This is a genomic window from Pseudomonas sp. R4-84 (genome assembly GCF_054130985.1).
This window is the reverse complement of sequence record NZ_CP096390.1, coordinates 2034560-2050469: the sequence shown is the minus strand read 5'-3', so window position 1 is coordinate 2050469 and position 15910 is coordinate 2034560. Positions and strand designations below refer to the sequence as shown.

Sequence of the window (15910 nt, the reverse complement as noted above, 5' to 3'; positions counted from 1 at the left end):
CTTTTTTGGTGCACTGCAAAGCATGGCCCATGCACATTCGTCATCATCTTTGTGCCTGCCGCATGATAGCCTTTGGTTTTTCGGCGTTGACACTTTTGCTCAAGCCCTTCCATTCCATTGGTGGAACTTATATGTCCAGGCTTTCCCATCAAGATTTGCGTCGCAACTTCCGCCAATTGCTGGCTTCCGACACGTGCTACCACACTGCGTCCGTGTTCGACCCGATGTCAGCGCGCATAGCCGCAGACCTGGGATTCGAAGTGGGGATCCTCGGCGGCTCGGTCGCTTCATTGCAAGTGTTGGCCGCGCCGGATTTTGCCTTGATAACCCTCAGTGAATTTGCCGAACAGGCTACCCGCATCGGTCGCGTGGCCCAGCTGCCGGTGATCGCCGACGCTGACCACGGCTACGGCAACGCGCTGAACGTGATGCGCACGATCATCGAGCTCGAACGCGCCGGCATTGCCGCGCTGACGATCGAAGACACCCTGCTGCCCGCCCAGTTCGGCCGCAAGTCCACGGACCTCATCAGCGTGGCCGAAGGCGTCGGCAAGATCCGCGCCGCCCTGGAGGCCCGCGTCGATTCGGAGATGGCCATCATCGCCCGGACCAACGCGGGAATACTGCCGGTTCAGGAAATCATCAGCCGCACCCAACAATACGAACGTGCCGGCGCCGATGGGATCTGCATGGTCGGGGTACAGGACTTCGAGCATCTGGAAAAGATCAGCGAGAACCTGAACGTGCCGCTGATGCTGGTCACTTACGGCAACCCGCTGCTGCGTGACGACAAACGCCTGGCCGAGCTGGGTGTACGAATCACCATCGATGGCCACGGCGCCTATTTCGCCGCGATCAAGGCCACTTATGACAGCCTGCGGGAACAGCGCCAGATCTTTACCCAGGCCTCGGACCTGAGCGCCACCGAACTGACCCACACCTACACCCAGCCCGAGGAGTACATCCGTTGGGCCGAGGAATACATGAGCGTCAAGGAATAAGCTCATTCACCGTCCAAAAGACGGCCATCGCGAGCAAGCTCGCTCCCAAGGTGCTTGCGGTGAACGCCAATGCTGCGTTCATCCAACAAACTCAGTGGGAGCGAGCCTGTTCGCGATTACGTGTCAGTGTGAATAAGCTTCAATGCCCGCTGCGCAACATCTCCTTGGGCACATACTTGCCGATCTCGAACTTGCCGATGGCGGCGCGGTGGACTTCATCCGGGCCGTCGGCCAGGCGCAACGTTCGCTGCATGGCATACATGTAGGCCAGCGGAAAGTCGTTGGAAACCCCAGCCCCGCCATGAATCTGGATCGCCCGGTCGATGACCTTCAGCGCCACGTTCGGCGCAACGACCTTGATCTGGGCGATTTCGCTCTTGGCCACTTTGTTGCCGACCGTGTCCATCATATAGGCCGCCTTCAACGTCAGCAGGCGAGCCATGTCGATCTCCATCCGCGAATCGGCGATCTTGTCGATGTTGCCACCCAGGCGCGCCAGTGGCTTGCCGAAGGCGGTGCGACTGATGGCCCGCTGACACATCAATTCCAATGCGCGCTCCGCCATGCCGATGGAGCGCATGCAGTGATGAATCCGGCCCGGGCCGAGGCGGCCCTGGGCAATTTCGAAACCGCGGCCCTCGCCTAGCAGGACGTTTTCGTACGGCACCCGCGCGTTGTCGAACAGCACTTCGGCGTGGCCATGGGGCGCGTCGTCGTAACCGAACACCGGTAGTGGCCGGACGATCTTGACCCCGGGCGTGTCCACCGGCACCAGGATCATCGAATGCTGGGCGTGACGAGGTGCATCGGGATTGCTCAGGCCCATGAAGATCAGGATCTTGCAGCGCGGGTCGCAGGCGCCTGAGGTCCACCACTTTTTACCGTTGATGACCCACTGGTCGCCATCGCGCTCGGCACGGGCGGCCATGTTGGTGGCATCCGACGAAGCGACGTCCGGTTCAGTCATGGCGAAGGCCGAGCGAATCTCTCCCCGCAGCAACGGTTCCAGCCAGCGCTGCTTTTGTTCTTCATTGGCGTAACGCACCAGCACTTCCATGTTGCCGGTGTCCGGCGCCGAGCAGTTGAACGGCTCCGGCCCCAGCAGCGAGCGCCCCATGATCTCCGCCAGCGGCGCATATTCAAGGTTGGTCAAGCCTGCGCCCAGTTCGGATTCCGGCAGGAACAGATTCCACAGCCCTTCGGCCCGGGCCTTGGCCTTCAGCTCCTCCATGATCGCGGTGGGTTGCCAACGGTCACCTTCGGCCACTTGTCGTTCGAATACCGCTTCGGCCGGGTAGACATGCGCATCCATGAACGCCGTAACGCGTTCACGCAGCTCCTGAACCTTGGGGGAATAGGCAAAATCCATGGGCAGCACCTTCTTGGCAGAGGTTGTTTTTAGGTCATGGAATCGATGCTAGTTGAGCTACGAAAATTTACCTAACCTATTCTCGGCGTGTATTAACATTCATCACCGATATATGGTTCACTGATTTGCATTGCCACCCGGCACCTCATACAAGCCCAAGAATAAGAGTGCAGCGCCATGAATCTGAGCAAGGTCGACCTCAACCTTTTCATTGTCTTCGATGCGATCTACACCGAAGCCAACCTGACCCGTGCCGGGCAGATCGTCGGCATCACTCAGCCGGCCGTGTCCAATGCCCTGGCGCGTTTGCGCGAGACTTTCAATGATCCGCTGTTCGTGCGCACCGCCCAGGGCATGGTGCCTACACCGATGGCCCAGAATATTATCGGGCCGGTGCGCAACGCCCTGTCGCTGCTGCGGGTATCGGTACAGGAAAGTCGGATCTTCAACCCACTGCAAGCCGTCAAGACCTACCGCATCAGCATGACCGACCTCACCGAGGGCGTGATCCTGCCGCCACTGTTCCAGCGCCTGCGTCGCCTGGCGCCGACCGTGGCTATCGAGAGTTTCCTGTCCAAGCGCCGGGAAACCACCAAGGAGCTGGCCGCCGGACGCCTGGACTTCGCGGTGGACGCCCCGCTCAACACCGACCCACAAGTACGCCACGTCAAGCTGATGGAGGACCGTTACGTCTGCGCCATGCGCAAGGGCCATCCGCTGGCGAATAAAGAAAAACTCAGCCTCGACGATTACCTGGCCCAGACCCACGTGCATATTTCCAGTCGCCGCAACGGCCTGGGTTACGTGGACCTGGCCCTCGGCAAAATGGGCATACAGCGCAAGATTGCCCTGCGTTCGCAGCATTATCTGATGGCGTCCCAGGTGCTCCAGCAGACCGATATGGTCATGACTGTTCCGGAGCGCTTCACGCGCCGCCATGACCTGCATGCGGTCCACGTGCCCGTCAACGATGTGCCGCCAGTGGAAACCCATCTCTACTGGCACGAAAGCACCGACCAGGACCCGGCCAATCGTTGGATGCGCGAGCAGATCATCGAACTGTGCCAGCAGGTGACGGCCCATGAGAAGAAGCTCGATAAGGTTTAGCCTGTCCAATGTGGGAGCGAGCCTGCTCGCGATAGCGTCGGATCAGTCACTAATTCATATTGGCTGGACTACCGCTTTCGCGAGCAGGCTCGCTCCCACAGGTTTCGTCGACAGCTCATTGCTTGACGTGAACGTCAACCTGCCTTTAGCTTAGCGCCAACTCCTATCGTTTCGAGCGCTTCCATGAGCAGCCTGACCTACAGCATCTCCGATCTCGCCCGCGAGCTGGATATCACCACTCGAGCCATCCGCTTCTATGAAGAACAGGGTCTTTTGCGTCCGGAGCGCCGAGGCCAGGAACGTGTTTACTCGCCACGGGACAAAGTCAGCCTGAAACTGATCCTGCGGGGCAAACGCATTGGGTTTTCCCTCGCTGAATGCCGTGAGCTGATCGAGCTGTACGACCCCACCAGCGGCAATCAGAAACAGTTACACAGCATGCTGGCGAAAATTGCCGAGCGTCGTGAGCAGCTCGAACAGCAGCTGTTGGACATCGAACAGATGAAACTGGAACTCGACACCGCCGAGGAACGTTGCATCCAGGCGCTGGAACAGACGCTCAAGGGCGAGGAAACCGTCCAGTAACACAACAGTTATCCAGTGGGAGCGACCAAGCTCGCTTCCACACCGAGCCCATTCACCACAGGTCAATCCCCATGTCCCTGCCCTCTTTTGTACGCCTGATCGAAGTCGGCCCCCGCGACGGGCTGCAGAATGAATCGCAACCCATCAGCGTCACCGACAAGGTGCGCCTGGTGGATGCCTTGAGCGCCGCGGGCCTCGGTTACATCGAGGTTGGCAGTTTTGTCTCGCCCAAATGGGTGCCGCAAATGGCCGGCTCGGCCGAGGTGTTCGCGCAGATTCAGCGCAAGCCCGGTGTGACCTACGGCGCGTTGGCGCCGAACCTGCGGGGGTTCGAGGACGCGCTGGCGGCAGGCGTCAAGGAGGTTGCGGTGTTCGCGGCGGCATCCGAAGCATTTTCCCAACGCAACATCAATTGCTCCATCAAGGAAAGCCTGGAACGTTTCGCCCCGATCATGGAGGCCGCACAGCGCAACGGTGTCAGCGTACGCGGGTACGTGTCGTGTGTGCTGGGCTGTCCTTATGAAGGCGCGGTCGAACCCGAGCAAGTGGCCTGGGTCGCCCGGGAGCTGTACGACATGGGCTGCTACGAGGTTTCCCTCGGCGACACCATCGGGACGGGCACCGCCGGCGCCACACGCAGGATGTTTGAAGTGGTTTCGGGTGACGTTCCCCGGGAAAAACTCGCGGGACACTTCCATGACACCTATGGCCAGGCAATGGCCAACATCTACGCCAGCCTTCTGGAAGGTATCGCCGTGTTCGACAGTTCCATTTCCGGCTTGGGCGGCTGTCCCTATGCCAAGGGCGCCAGCGGTAACGTCGCCACCGAGGACGTGCTTTACCTGCTCAAGGGGCTGGGTATCGAAACCGGTATCGATCTGGACGCACTGATTGCCGCGGGCCAGCAGATTTGTGACGTGCTGGGCCGCCCCACCGGTTCGCGTGTTGCAAAGGCGCGGCTGGCGCAGTGAGGTGTTACCGCCCTCGTCTGTAACGGGGGTGAAACGAGTAACACGGAAACAATTTGTCTGGGATTGGCCGTCCTGATTTTTTCGAGAAAATCACAAGTCATTGTTCTATATAGATTTTTAAAAGTTGGCACGCCACCTGCTATACCTCCTGCACAACAAGAATAAAAAAAAGCGACAAACCCAATAAAAACAAGACGAAACGACTCTGGCATAACAAAAACAACACGGCAGAGACGCAGCTAACAGATTTTTTTGGAGAAGATGTGCTTTTCAGGGTGCTTTCAGGAGCAACCCGCAACCGGGCAGAGAACAATAAAACTACCTTCAGGTAGCGCCCGAATCGGTTGGATCGCCAGGCGAAAAAGCAGATCAGCGCTCAAAAAAATACGTTTGCTCTTGATCCCGGATGGGGATCGCCAAAAACAGCGGTAAAGGGTCACGGCTGCCAAAAACAACAACAGGCCGCCCCTCAATAATAAAAAAAGAGCACGCGACGACAAAATTAAAGGGGAGCCTCGGCTCCCCTTTGTGCTGTCTGGCGTTTGGGTTTTCCTGCGGGAGCGAGCAAACTCGCCCCGCAGGGAAATTACTCAGCCATTGCTATCGCTCAGTTCTTCGATGCTGATTTCCCGCATGCGAAATTTCTGGATCTTGCCCGTGACCGTCATGGGGAATTCTTCGACGAACTTGAAATGCCGCGGCGTCTTGAAGTGAGCAATTCGCTCCTTGCACCACGCTTGCAGCTCTTGCTCGGAGGCGCTGTGCCCGGGATGGAACTTGATCCAGGCTACGATCTCTTCGCCATAACGCGAGCAAGGAATGCCAATCACTTGTACGTCGGCCACTGCGGGATGAGTGAAGAAGAATTCTTCCAACTCCCGAGGATAAACATTCTCTCCACCACGGATGATCATGTCCTTGTTGCGCCCGACGATACGCACGTAACCCTGCCCGTCCATGATCGCCAGGTCGCCGGTGTGCATCCAGCCTTGCGAGTCAATGGCTTCGGCACTGCCCTTGGGATTATTCCAGTAGCCGAGCATCACGCTGTAGCCTCGCGTACACAACTCACCGATGGTGCCGCGAGGGACGATTTCCCCCGCCTGGTCGATGATCTTGCTTTCCAGTTGCGGCTGAGTGCGGCCGACGGTAGTGACGCGTAATTCCAATTCATCTGTAGGACCGGTCTGCAACGACACCGGACTGGTTTCCGTCATGCCGTAGGCAATTTGCACCTCAGCCATGTGCATCTCGTTGATGACTCGCCGCATCACCTCGATGGGGCACGTAGCGCCGGCCATGATCCCGGTACGCAGGCTGGACAGGTCGAAATCCCCCCGTTGCGGCTGGTCCAGCATGGCAATGAACATGGTGGGCACACCATACAACGCGGTGGCTTTTTCCTCGGCCACGGTGCGCAGGGTCAGCAACGGATCGAACGCGTCGTTGGGGTAGATCATGGTGCTGGCGTGCGTCACGCAACCCAGGTTGCCCATGACCATGCCAAAACAGTGATACAGCGGCACTGGGATCACCAAGCGATCGCCAGCGCTCAGGCCGAGGCTTTCACCCACCATGTAGCCGTTGTTGAGAATATTGTGATGACTGAGGGTCGCCCCCTTGGGAAACCCGGTGGTCCCGGAGGTGTACTGGATATTCACGGGCTGATCGAAACGCAGGCTGGCCTGGCGCTCGGCCAGTTGCCCTGGCGACACCGAGGCACCCAGGGCCGTCAACTGCGACCAAGGCAGGAAGCCTGAGGGGGGCTGCGGATCGAGGCTGATCACACCGCGCAGATCCGCAAGGCGCTCGCTGTGCAAATGCCCGATAGGTTGCTCTGCCAGTTCCGGCGCCAATGCTTGCAACATGGCATGGTAATCCGAGGTCTTGAATGACCCCGCGCACACCAGCCACTGGCAGCCGGACTGCTTGAGTACGTACTCCAGTTCGGAGGCACGATACGCCGGGTTGATATTGACGAGAATCACGCCGATCTTCGCACTGGCGAACTGACTCACGCACCACTGCGCACAGTTGGGCGCCCATATGCCCAGGCGATCGCCTGTCTTCAACCCCAACGCCAAAAAAGCCCGTGCGTGTAAGTCGACCACTTCGGCCAGTTCGTGCCACTTGTAGCGCAGCGACTGGTGACGAACCACCAGTGCTTCGCCATCAGGGCATCGAGCCACGGTCTGGTCGAATGCTTGGCCAATGGTCTGCTCCAACAAGGACTTGGCTTGGCTCCCTCGGGTGTAGCTCGATTGCGCTTGCGAACCGGGTTGATCCATGACGACCCCTCTTGTCTTTATTCGGTGGGTGTATCGGCAATTTCCGTAGGAAAGCGGCCTTACTCTCGCCCAAGTTGACGTTAACGTAAAGAGCGATTGACAGGCATCCGTCACAAGCTTACGTTAACGTAAAGGTGAGAGCAGTCCTGCTACTTTCCGCACCCGACAAAAAAACAAAAGGTGTCCCATGAGCTACCCATCCCTGAATTTTGCCCTTGGCGAAACCATCGATATGTTGCGCGACCAGGTCCAGTCCTTCGTCAAGGCCGAGCTGGCGCCTAGGGCAGCCCAGATCGACATCGACAATCTGTTCCCTGCCGACATGTGGCGCAAATTCGGCGACATGGGCCTGCTGGGCATCACTGTGCCGGAAGAATACGGCGGTGCCGGCCTGGGCTATCTGGCCCACGTGGTCGCCATGGAGGAAATCAGCCGCGGCTCGGCCTCGGTCGCCCTTTCCTACGGCGCCCACTCCAACCTGTGCGTCAATCAAATCAACCGCAACGGCACCCATGAGCAAAAGAGCAAGTACCTGCCCAAGCTCATCAGTGGCGAACATGTCGGCGCCCTCGCCATGAGCGAACCGAATGCGGGCTCCGACGTGGTTTCCATGAAACTGCGCGCCGAAAAACGTGGCGACCGCTTTGTGCTCAACGGCAGCAAGACCTGGATCACCAACGGGCCCGATGCCAACACCTACGTCATTTACGCCAAGACTGACCTGGAAAAAGGCCCTCATGGCATCACTGCGTTCATCGTCGAACGCGACTGGAAAGGCTTCAGCCGCAGCAACAAATTCGACAAGCTCGGCATGCGCGGCTCCAACACATGCGAGTTGTTTTTCGATGACGTCGAAGTGCCCGAGGAAAATATCCTCGGCGTGCTCAATGGTGGCGTGAAAGTGTTGATGAGCGGCCTCGACTACGAGCGCGTGGTCTTGTCCGGTGGCCCGACCGGCATCATGCAGGCGTGCATGGACCTGATCGTTCCGTACATCCACGACCGCAAGCAGTTCGGCCAGAGCATCGGCGAATTTCAGTTGATCCAAGGCAAGGTCGCCGACATGTACACCCAGCTCAACGCCAGCCGCGCCTATCTGTACGCAGTGGCCCAGGCGTGCGAGCGCGGCGAAACCACCCGCAAGGACGCCGCCGGGGTGATCCTCTACAGCGCCGAGCGCGCCACGCAGATGGCCCTCGATGCCATCCAGATATTGGGCGGCAACGGCTACATCAATGAATTCCCGGCTGGTCGTCTTCTGCGTGACGCCAAGCTGTACGAAATCGGCGCGGGCACCAGTGAGATTCGTCGGATGTTGATTGGCCGCGAACTGTTCAACGAAACCCGCTAACGGAGCTGACCATGACCACGCTGCACACTCAGCTCCACACCCGCTCGCCCGAGTTCATCGCCAACCGCGACGCGATGCTTGGACAGGTCGAGGCTTTGCGCACTTTGCTCATACATGTCCAGCAAGGCGGCGGCCCCAAGGCCCAGGAGCGGCACACGTCCCGGGGCAAATTGCTCCCGCGCGAACGCATCAATCGCTTGCTGGATCCAGGCTCGCCCTTTTTGGAAATCAGCCCGCTGGCGGCTTACGAAGTCTATGGGGAAGACGTGCCGGCGGCCGGCGTGATCGCCGGCATCGGTCGCGTGGAAGGCGTCGAGTGCATGATTGTCGCTAACGACGCGACGGTCAAAGGCGGTTCGTATTATCCGCTGACGGTAAAAAAACACCTGCGGGCCCAGACCATCGCCCAACAGAACCGCCTGCCCTGCATTTACCTGGTGGATTCCGGCGGCGCGAACCTGCCACGCCAGGATGAAGTGTTCCCCGACCGCGAGCATTTCGGCCGCATTTTCTTCAACCAGGCCAACATGAGTGCCCAGGGCATCCCGCAGATTGCCGTGGTCATGGGCTCCTGCACCGCCGGCGGCGCCTATGTGCCGGCGATGGCGGACGAGGCGATCATGGTCCGCCAGCAGGCGACGATCTTCCTCGCCGGCCCGCCCCTGGTAAAAGCCGCTACCGGCGAAGTGGTCAGCGCCGAAGACCTGGGTGGTGCCGATGTGCACTGCAAGATTTCCGGGGTGGCCGACCATTACGCCGACAGCGACGAGCACGCCCTCGCATTGGCACGTCGCAGCGTGGCCAACCTCAATTGGCGCAAGCTTGGCGATGTGCAGCAACGCGCACCCATCGCCCCGCTGTATTCGAGTGACGAGCTTTATGGTGTGGTCTCGGCCGATGCCAAGCAGCCGTTCGATGTGCGGGAGGTCATTGCGCGGCTTGTCGATGGTTCGGTGTTCGACGAATTCAAGGCGCTGTTCGGAACGACCCTGGTGTGCGGCTTCGCGCATTTGCACGGTTATCCAATCGCCATCCTCGCCAATAACGGCATCCTGTTCGCCGAGGCCGCGCAGAAAGGCGCGCATTTCATCGAACTGGCCTGCCAGCGCGGGATTCCCCTGTTGTTCCTGCAAAACATCACGGGCTTTATGGTCGGCCAGAAATACGAAGCCGGCGGCATCGCCAAGCACGGCGCGAAACTGGTGACCGCCGTGGCCTGCGCCCGGGTACCGAAGTTCACCGTAATCATCGGTGGCAGTTTCGGCGCGGGGAACTATGGCATGTGCGGCCGCGCCTATGACCCGCGATTCCTGTGGATGTGGCCCAATGCCCGGATCGGCGTGATGGGTGCCGAGCAAGCCGCCGGCGTGCTCGTGCAAGTCAAGCGCGAACAGGCCGAACGCAGCGGCCAGCCCTTCAGCGCCAGCCAGGAAGCCGAGATCAAGCAACCGATACTCGATCAATACGAAGAACAGGGGCACCCCTATTATTCCAGCGCGCGGCTGTGGGACGACGGCGTCATCGACCCGGCGCAGACCCGCGATGTGCTGGGGCTGGCCCTGTCCGCGTCGCTGAACGCGCCCATCGAACCGAGCCGCTTCGGCGTGTTCAGGATGTAACCGGGAAAACGCCCATGACTCAGTACAGCACCCTCGAATTGCAAACCGACCCGCGCGGCTTCGCCATCCTGTGGCTCAGCCGCGAATCAAAAAACAACGCGTTCAACGCCGAGATGATCCGAGAGCTGATTCTCGCCCTGGACCAGGTCGGCAGCGACCCGAACCTGCGCTTCCTGTTGCTCCGTGGCCGGGGCAAACACTTCAGCGCCGGCGCGGACCTGGCCTGGATGCAACAGTCCGCCGAACTCGATTACCACACCAACCTGGACGACGCCCGGGAACTGGCGGAGCTGATGTACAACCTCGCCAAGTTGAAGATTCCAACGTTGGCGGTGGTTCAGGGAGCCGCGTTTGGCGGCGCGCTGGGGCTGATCAGCGCCTGCGACATGGCCATCGGCGCCGACGAAGCGCAATTTTGTCTGTCAGAGGTGCGCATCGGCCTGGCACCGGCAGTGATCAGTCCATTCGTGGTGCAAGCCATCGGCGAACGGGCGGCGCGGCGTTACGCCCTGACCGCCGAACGCTTCGGCGGACAACGTGCGAAAGAGATCGGCTTGCTGTCGGAAAGTTACCCCGCCGAGACGTTGGACGATCAGCTCGGGCAATGGATCGACAACCTGTTGCTCAACAGTCCAGCGGCCATGCGCGCCAGCAAGGAACTGCTGCGTGAAGTCGGCAACGGTGCGCTCACGCCGGCGCTGCGCCGCTACACCGAAAACGCCATCGCCCGGATACGTGTCAGCCCTGAAGGTCAGGAGGGCTTGCGAGCTTTTCTGCAAAAACGCCCGCCCAGTTGGCAAGCCGAGTCGAACAACAAGGAGCCGCGTCAATGAGCGCCCCTATCCTCAATACGCTACTGGTCGCCAATCGAGGTGAAATCGCCTGCCGCGTCATGCGCACAGCCAAGGCCATGGGCCTGGCTACCGTCGCGGTGCACAGCGCCACCGACCGTGACGCGCGCCATTGCCGTGAAGCCGATATCCGCGTCGACCTGGGCGGTAGCAAGGCCGCCGACAGCTACCTGCAAATCGACAAACTGATCGCCGCAGCCCTTGCCAGCGGCGCCCAGGCCATCCATCCCGGCTACGGTTTTCTTTCTGAGAATGCCGGCTTCGCCAGGGCCATTGAAAAAGCCGGGCTGATCTTCCTGGGCCCACCCGCCTCGGCCATCGACGCCATGGGCAGCAAGTCCGCCGCCAAGGCCTTGATGGAAACCGCCGGCGTGCCGCTGGTGCCTGGCTATCACGGTGAAGCCCAGGATCTGGAAACCTTCCGCGCCGCCGCCGAGCGCATCGGATACCCGGTTCTGCTCAAAGCAACGGCGGGTGGCGGCGGCAAGGGCATGAAGGTCGTGGAAGACGTCAGCCAACTGGCCGAAGCACTGGCATCGGCGCAGCGCGAGGCGCAATCATCGTTCGGCGACGCGCGCATGCTGGTGGAAAAATACCTGCTCAAGCCGCGCCACGTGGAAATTCAGGTATTCGCCGACCAACACGGTCACTGCCTGTACCTCAACGAGCGCGATTGCTCGATCCAGCGCCGGCACCAAAAAGTTGTCGAAGAGGCTCCCGCTCCGGGTCTGAGCACGGAACTGCGCCGGGCAATGGGCGAGGCCGCGGTGCGCGCCGCCCAGGCCATCGGTTATGTCGGCGCGGGCACGGTGGAGTTCCTGCTGGATTCGCGGGGCGAGTTCTTCTTCATGGAGATGAACACCCGGCTGCAGGTCGAGCATCCGGTCACCGAAGCGATTACCGGCCTCGATCTGGTGGCCTGGCAGATCCGCGTGGCCCAAGGCGAACCGCTGCCGATTACCCAGGAACAAGTTCCGTTGCGGGGCCATGCCATCGAAGTACGGCTTTATGCCGAAGACCCCGCCAATGATTTCCTCCCCGCCACCGGACGCCTGGCGTTATACCGTGAGTCTGCCGGGGGCGAAGGTCGACGGGTCGACAGCGGCGTAGAAGAAGGTGACGAGATTTCTTCGTTCTACGACCCGATGCTCGGCAAGCTGATCGCCTGGGGCGAAAACCGTGAACAAGCCCGTCTACGGTTGCTCGCGATGCTGGATGAGTTCGCCATCGGTGGCCTGAGAACCAACATCGATTTTCTGCGGCGCATCGTCGGCCACCCGGCCTTTGCAGCGGCGCAACTCGATACCGGATTTATCCCACGCTACCAAGCGCAACTACTGCCCGAACCTGGCGAATTGGACGACGAGTTCTGGTACGCGGCGGCCCTTGCCTTTGCCTTGGGCATGACGCCTCGCGTCCGCGTGGATGACCTCAATTCCCCCTGGGCCGAGAGCACCGGGTTGCGCCTGGGGCTGCCAGGGGAAACCACCCTGCATCTGGTCTGTGGTGGCCAGGATCGCGCGATAACGGTGGACGTTACCGCCCGTAGCGCCGAGCTCAAGGGGGAGCACCTGGTCATCGAGCGTAACGGCGTGCGTCGCAGCCATCGGGCTGTTCGCCAGGGCGACAGCCTTTATCTGCAATGGGCGGGCGATTTGCATCGCGTCGATGTCTACGACCCGTTAGCCGCCGCCGAGGCCAGCCACGGCCATCAGGGCGGCTTGGTCGCACCTATGAATGGCAGCATCGTGCGGGTGCTGGTGAGTGTCGGGCAACCAGTGGAAGCCGGCGCGCAGTTGGTGGTGCTGGAAGCCATGAAGATGGAGCACAGCATCCGCGCACCCAAGGCGGGCGTGATCAAGGCGTTGTATTGCCAGGAAGGTGAGATGGTCAGCGAGGGCAGCGCGCTGGTGGCATTGGAAGAATAGGTATCGGCCCGTTTGCCGGGCCGATGCATTTCAGAACCTGATGGTTGCCTGTACGACCACGCCGATGATGTGGCAATGCTCTGTGTATAGATTTTTCGGGTAAGTGGGATTGAGCGGGACCAGGTAACGCTGGCCGCTCTCTTCGATCAGTTTGCGGAAGGTCGCATCGCTGCTGCCGGGCAGTTTCGCCACCACCAGTTTGCCGGGCACCGCCTCGATCGCCGGATCAACCAGGATCGACATGCCCTCAGGGACGCTCAGCCCGCTTGGCGCAGTCATCGCGTCGCCTACCACCACCAGCCAGAAAGCGTCTCCCTGGGCATGGTAGTCCGTCAGCTCGTAGCGCGGCTGCCCGTACCCGACCAGATCACCCTCGTGAACCGCGCCGATGTCGTGCCAGTCATTGACCGGGTAGCGGAAGTACGGGTTGTACTTCTGCGCCAGCGCCATGCCCTCGTCAGTGGAGGTGTCCGGTTCGCGGATCACCATTGCCACTTCCAGGAACTCGAGTCCGAGCTCCTGAAGCACCCGGTTCATGTCTTCAAGACTGGGCTGCCGGCGCTTGGTCAGCCAATGGCCGACACCACCCTGGGACATCCCCAAACGCTCTGCGAGCACCACTTGCGTGATGTGCAGCTCCTTCATCTTGGCCTTGACCAACTCTATCCATTTATCCATGAACGGCACGATACGTGGATGACCACGCCCATCAAAACACAAATTGTAGTATTTAAATCGTCGTCACAATTACGAAGCGTACTAAGCTGGATCCAGGATTTCACACCAACACGGAGAAACTCGACACCATGGACAAGCCCAACAAAGACGAGCCCACAACTCCTTCAGAAAGCCCATTTCCCTCGCTTCAGGATTGCCCTGCGGCGAAGCGCGCCTTGGACTATTACTTGAAACCAGGTATTGCGCACGCCCAAGCAGAACATCGCTTCTTCGACGTGAACCGCAACATCAGCGGTGAGGAAGCCCTGGTTCATGCCTGCGAACTGCTGCGCTGCGCGGCCGCTACCGCCCAGGAATCTGCCACTCGACTCAGCGGCCCGAGCCGCGACCTGGCATTTTCGGTGGTGCACATGATCGACTTGGTCAAGGTCATGATCGACCGGTCGCTGGACGGTTACCCTACTCGCTAGGCGTAACGCTGGAAAAGGCGGCTGCATAACCACATGGGAAATAATTTCCAATGGTCGCAATAAAAACATTTGACTTGCAAATGATAATGATTATTATTGCATCAGCTGGTCGCGAGATCAGTCGATAGGCCAGAAGACCTTAGGTCGGACTTCTGGATTATCTCCTCATCAGGCTAATCACGGTTTTTGACCCGGCTTTTTGCCGGGTCTTTTTTTTGCCGATTTTCGGCTTATGGCTTCAGGCTAATGAAGTCTTTGGGTGTCGCTAATTCGGTGCTGGCGATGATAGCAAATGCACATTCGTTTACAAAAGCCCCTGCGTTGCACCGGTTCGAATGATCGACAGGCAGCACTTGAGAATCGATCAGGGACTCTCTAATCTGCAAATGCGTCCAGGGAGGACGCCCCCTTCCCCAACAACAATTCGTCCCGGTTTTCTCCTTCTTTGCGTGTAAAGTAACGGCCATAAAAATCCTGGGCAGGAATCGTGACCGTGGCTAAATCGTCCTTTGATATCAACGCCAATTTCGACAGCGGCAACATCGAAGTGGTGGACATCGGCAACCCGTTGCAATCATTGCTGAAAATCAGACCTGATACCCGTAGCGCCCATTTCCAGTGGTTTCACTTCAAGGCCAGCGGGTTGCACGTCGGCCAGGAATATTCCTTTCGCCTGCTCAATGCCAGCCAATCCTCCTACAACAAAGCGTGGACCGGTTATCAAGCCGTTGCTTCCTATGACCACGTCAACTGGTTCCGTATTCCTACGCAATTTGAAGGCGATGCGCTGCGCTTCCACCTGGAGGCCGAGCAACCTCACGCCTGGTTCGCCTATTTCGAACCTTACAGCCGCGGCCGCCACGATTGGCTGATCGAACAAGCGCAGCACAAGGCTGGCACCGAACTGCTGGCGACCGGCAAGAGCGTCGAGGGTCGCGATATTCAATTGCTGCGCAAGGGCAGCGGTGCCGAAGGACGGCGCAAAATCTGGATCATTGCGCAGCAACATCCCGGTGAGCACATGGCCGAGTGGTTCATGGAAGGCATCATCGAACGCCTCCAGCACCATGACGATGCCCAACTGAACCGGCTGCTTGCCAAGGCCGACCTGTATCTGGTGCCCAACATGAACCCCGATGGCGCGTTTCACGGCCATCTGCGCACCAACGCGATGGGCCAGGACCTGAATCGGGCTTGGCAGAACGCCAGCCCGGAAATCAGCCCCGAGGTATTTTTCGTACAACAGCAAATGGAAAAGTATGGCGTTGATCTGTTTCTGGACGCTCATGGCGACGAAGAAATCCCCCACGTCTTCACCGCTGGCTGCGAAGGTAACCCCGGCTACACACCACGCATCGCCGGGCTCGAGGAACGTTTCCGCAGCCATCTCAAACGCCAGACCAAGGATTTCCAAACCGCCCACGGTTACACCCGCGACGAACCCGGCCAGGCCAACATGACGCTGGCTTGCAACGCGGTCGGCCAGAAATACGACTGCCTGTCGCTGACCCTGGAGATGCCTTTCAAGGACCACGACGACCATCCGAACCCGCACACCGGCTGGTCCGGCAAACGCTCCATGCAACTGGGCAAGGACGTGCTGAGCACCCTCGAGTCCATGGTCGACGAGTTGCGCTGAGGTCCCTTTAGCGCCGTTCCCCTGTGGCGAGGGAACAAGCCCCTCGCCACGAG

13 protein-coding genes are annotated in these 15910 nt (G+C 59.8%); 10 read left to right on the top strand and 3 right to left on the bottom strand.

Going from position 1 to position 15910, the window contains the following annotated elements; all coding sequences use genetic code 11:
* The first annotated feature begins 131 nt into the window (after positions 1-131).
* On the top strand, positions 132-1001 hold the full coding sequence (locus M1D68_RS09515; protein ID WP_420764595.1) for an isocitrate lyase/PEP mutase family protein: 870 nt from the start codon (positions 132-134) through the stop codon (positions 999-1001).
* Positions 1002-1140: 139 nt separating this feature from the next.
* On the opposite strand, the gene M1D68_RS09510 is transcribed toward M1D68_RS09515, so the two are convergent.
* A complete protein-coding gene (locus M1D68_RS09510) occupies positions 1141-2370 on the bottom strand; it encodes an acyl-CoA dehydrogenase (RefSeq protein WP_457970132.1) in 1230 nt (409 codons plus the stop codon).
* 177 nt (positions 2371-2547) lie between these two features.
* Between M1D68_RS09510 and M1D68_RS09505 the strand changes: the two genes are divergently transcribed.
* The 3 genes from M1D68_RS09505 to M1D68_RS09495 all read left to right on the top strand — a co-directional run bounded on the left by M1D68_RS09505 (position 2548) and on the right by M1D68_RS09495 (position 5033).
* On the top strand, positions 2548-3477 hold the full coding sequence (locus M1D68_RS09505; RefSeq protein WP_420764597.1) for a LysR family transcriptional regulator: 930 nt from the start codon (positions 2548-2550) through the stop codon (positions 3475-3477).
* A gap of 183 nt (positions 3478-3660) precedes the next feature.
* Positions 3661-4062 (top strand): MerR family transcriptional regulator, encoded by a 402-nt coding sequence (locus M1D68_RS09500; protein ID WP_420764598.1) that lies wholly within the window; start codon positions 3661-3663, stop codon positions 4060-4062.
* A 71-nt stretch (positions 4063-4133) separates the two neighbouring features.
* The gene (locus M1D68_RS09495) at positions 4134-5033 is read left to right on the top strand and encodes a hydroxymethylglutaryl-CoA lyase (protein WP_457970130.1); all 900 of its coding nucleotides are present in this window, start codon (positions 4134-4136) and stop codon (positions 5031-5033) included.
* Between the two features lie 590 nt (positions 5034-5623).
* On the opposite strand, the gene M1D68_RS09490 is transcribed toward M1D68_RS09495, so the two are convergent.
* Positions 5624-7321, bottom strand: coding sequence for an AMP-binding protein (locus tag M1D68_RS09490; RefSeq protein ID WP_434563377.1), 1698 nt, complete (start codon positions 7319-7321; stop codon positions 5624-5626).
* A 187-nt stretch (positions 7322-7508) separates the two neighbouring features.
* Between M1D68_RS09490 and M1D68_RS09485 the strand changes: the two genes are divergently transcribed.
* Genes M1D68_RS09485 through M1D68_RS09470 form a run of 4 tightly spaced genes read left to right on the top strand, consistent with a single transcriptional unit; the run spans position 7509 to position 13070 of the window.
* On the top strand, positions 7509-8672 hold the full coding sequence (locus M1D68_RS09485; RefSeq protein WP_420764601.1) for an isovaleryl-CoA dehydrogenase: 1164 nt from the start codon (positions 7509-7511) through the stop codon (positions 8670-8672).
* An 11-nt stretch (positions 8673-8683) separates the two neighbouring features.
* Positions 8684-10291: a carboxyl transferase domain-containing protein gene (locus M1D68_RS09480; protein ID WP_457970128.1), complete on the top strand. Its 1608-nt coding sequence runs from the start codon at positions 8684-8686 to the stop codon at positions 10289-10291.
* A gap of 14 nt (positions 10292-10305) precedes the next feature.
* Positions 10306-11124: a gamma-carboxygeranoyl-CoA hydratase gene (locus M1D68_RS09475; RefSeq protein ID WP_434675048.1), complete on the top strand. Its 819-nt coding sequence runs from the start codon at positions 10306-10308 to the stop codon at positions 11122-11124.
* Positions 11121-13070 (top strand): acetyl/propionyl/methylcrotonyl-CoA carboxylase subunit alpha, encoded by a 1950-nt coding sequence (locus tag M1D68_RS09470; RefSeq protein WP_457970126.1) that lies wholly within the window; start codon positions 11121-11123, stop codon positions 13068-13070. Before M1D68_RS09475 ends, M1D68_RS09470 begins: the two co-directional genes overlap by 4 nt.
* Positions 13071-13100: 30 nt before the next feature.
* On the opposite strand, the gene M1D68_RS09465 is transcribed toward M1D68_RS09470, so the two are convergent.
* Positions 13101-13748, bottom strand: coding sequence for a LexA family protein (locus M1D68_RS09465; RefSeq protein ID WP_457970124.1), 648 nt, complete (start codon positions 13746-13748; stop codon positions 13101-13103).
* A gap of 128 nt (positions 13749-13876) precedes the next feature.
* On the opposite strand from M1D68_RS09465, the gene M1D68_RS09460 reads away from it, so the two are divergent.
* Both M1D68_RS09460 and M1D68_RS09455 read left to right on the top strand, forming a co-directional pair.
* A complete protein-coding gene (locus M1D68_RS09460) occupies positions 13877-14218 on the top strand; it encodes a DUF6124 family protein (RefSeq protein WP_434650588.1) in 342 nt (113 codons plus the stop codon).
* 487 nt (positions 14219-14705) lie between these two features.
* Positions 14706-15857 carry a M14 family metallopeptidase gene (locus M1D68_RS09455; RefSeq protein WP_434610684.1) on the top strand — a complete coding sequence of 384 codons (1152 nt, stop codon included), beginning with the start codon at positions 14706-14708 and terminating at the stop codon, positions 15855-15857.
* Positions 15858-15910 lie beyond the last annotated feature (53 nt).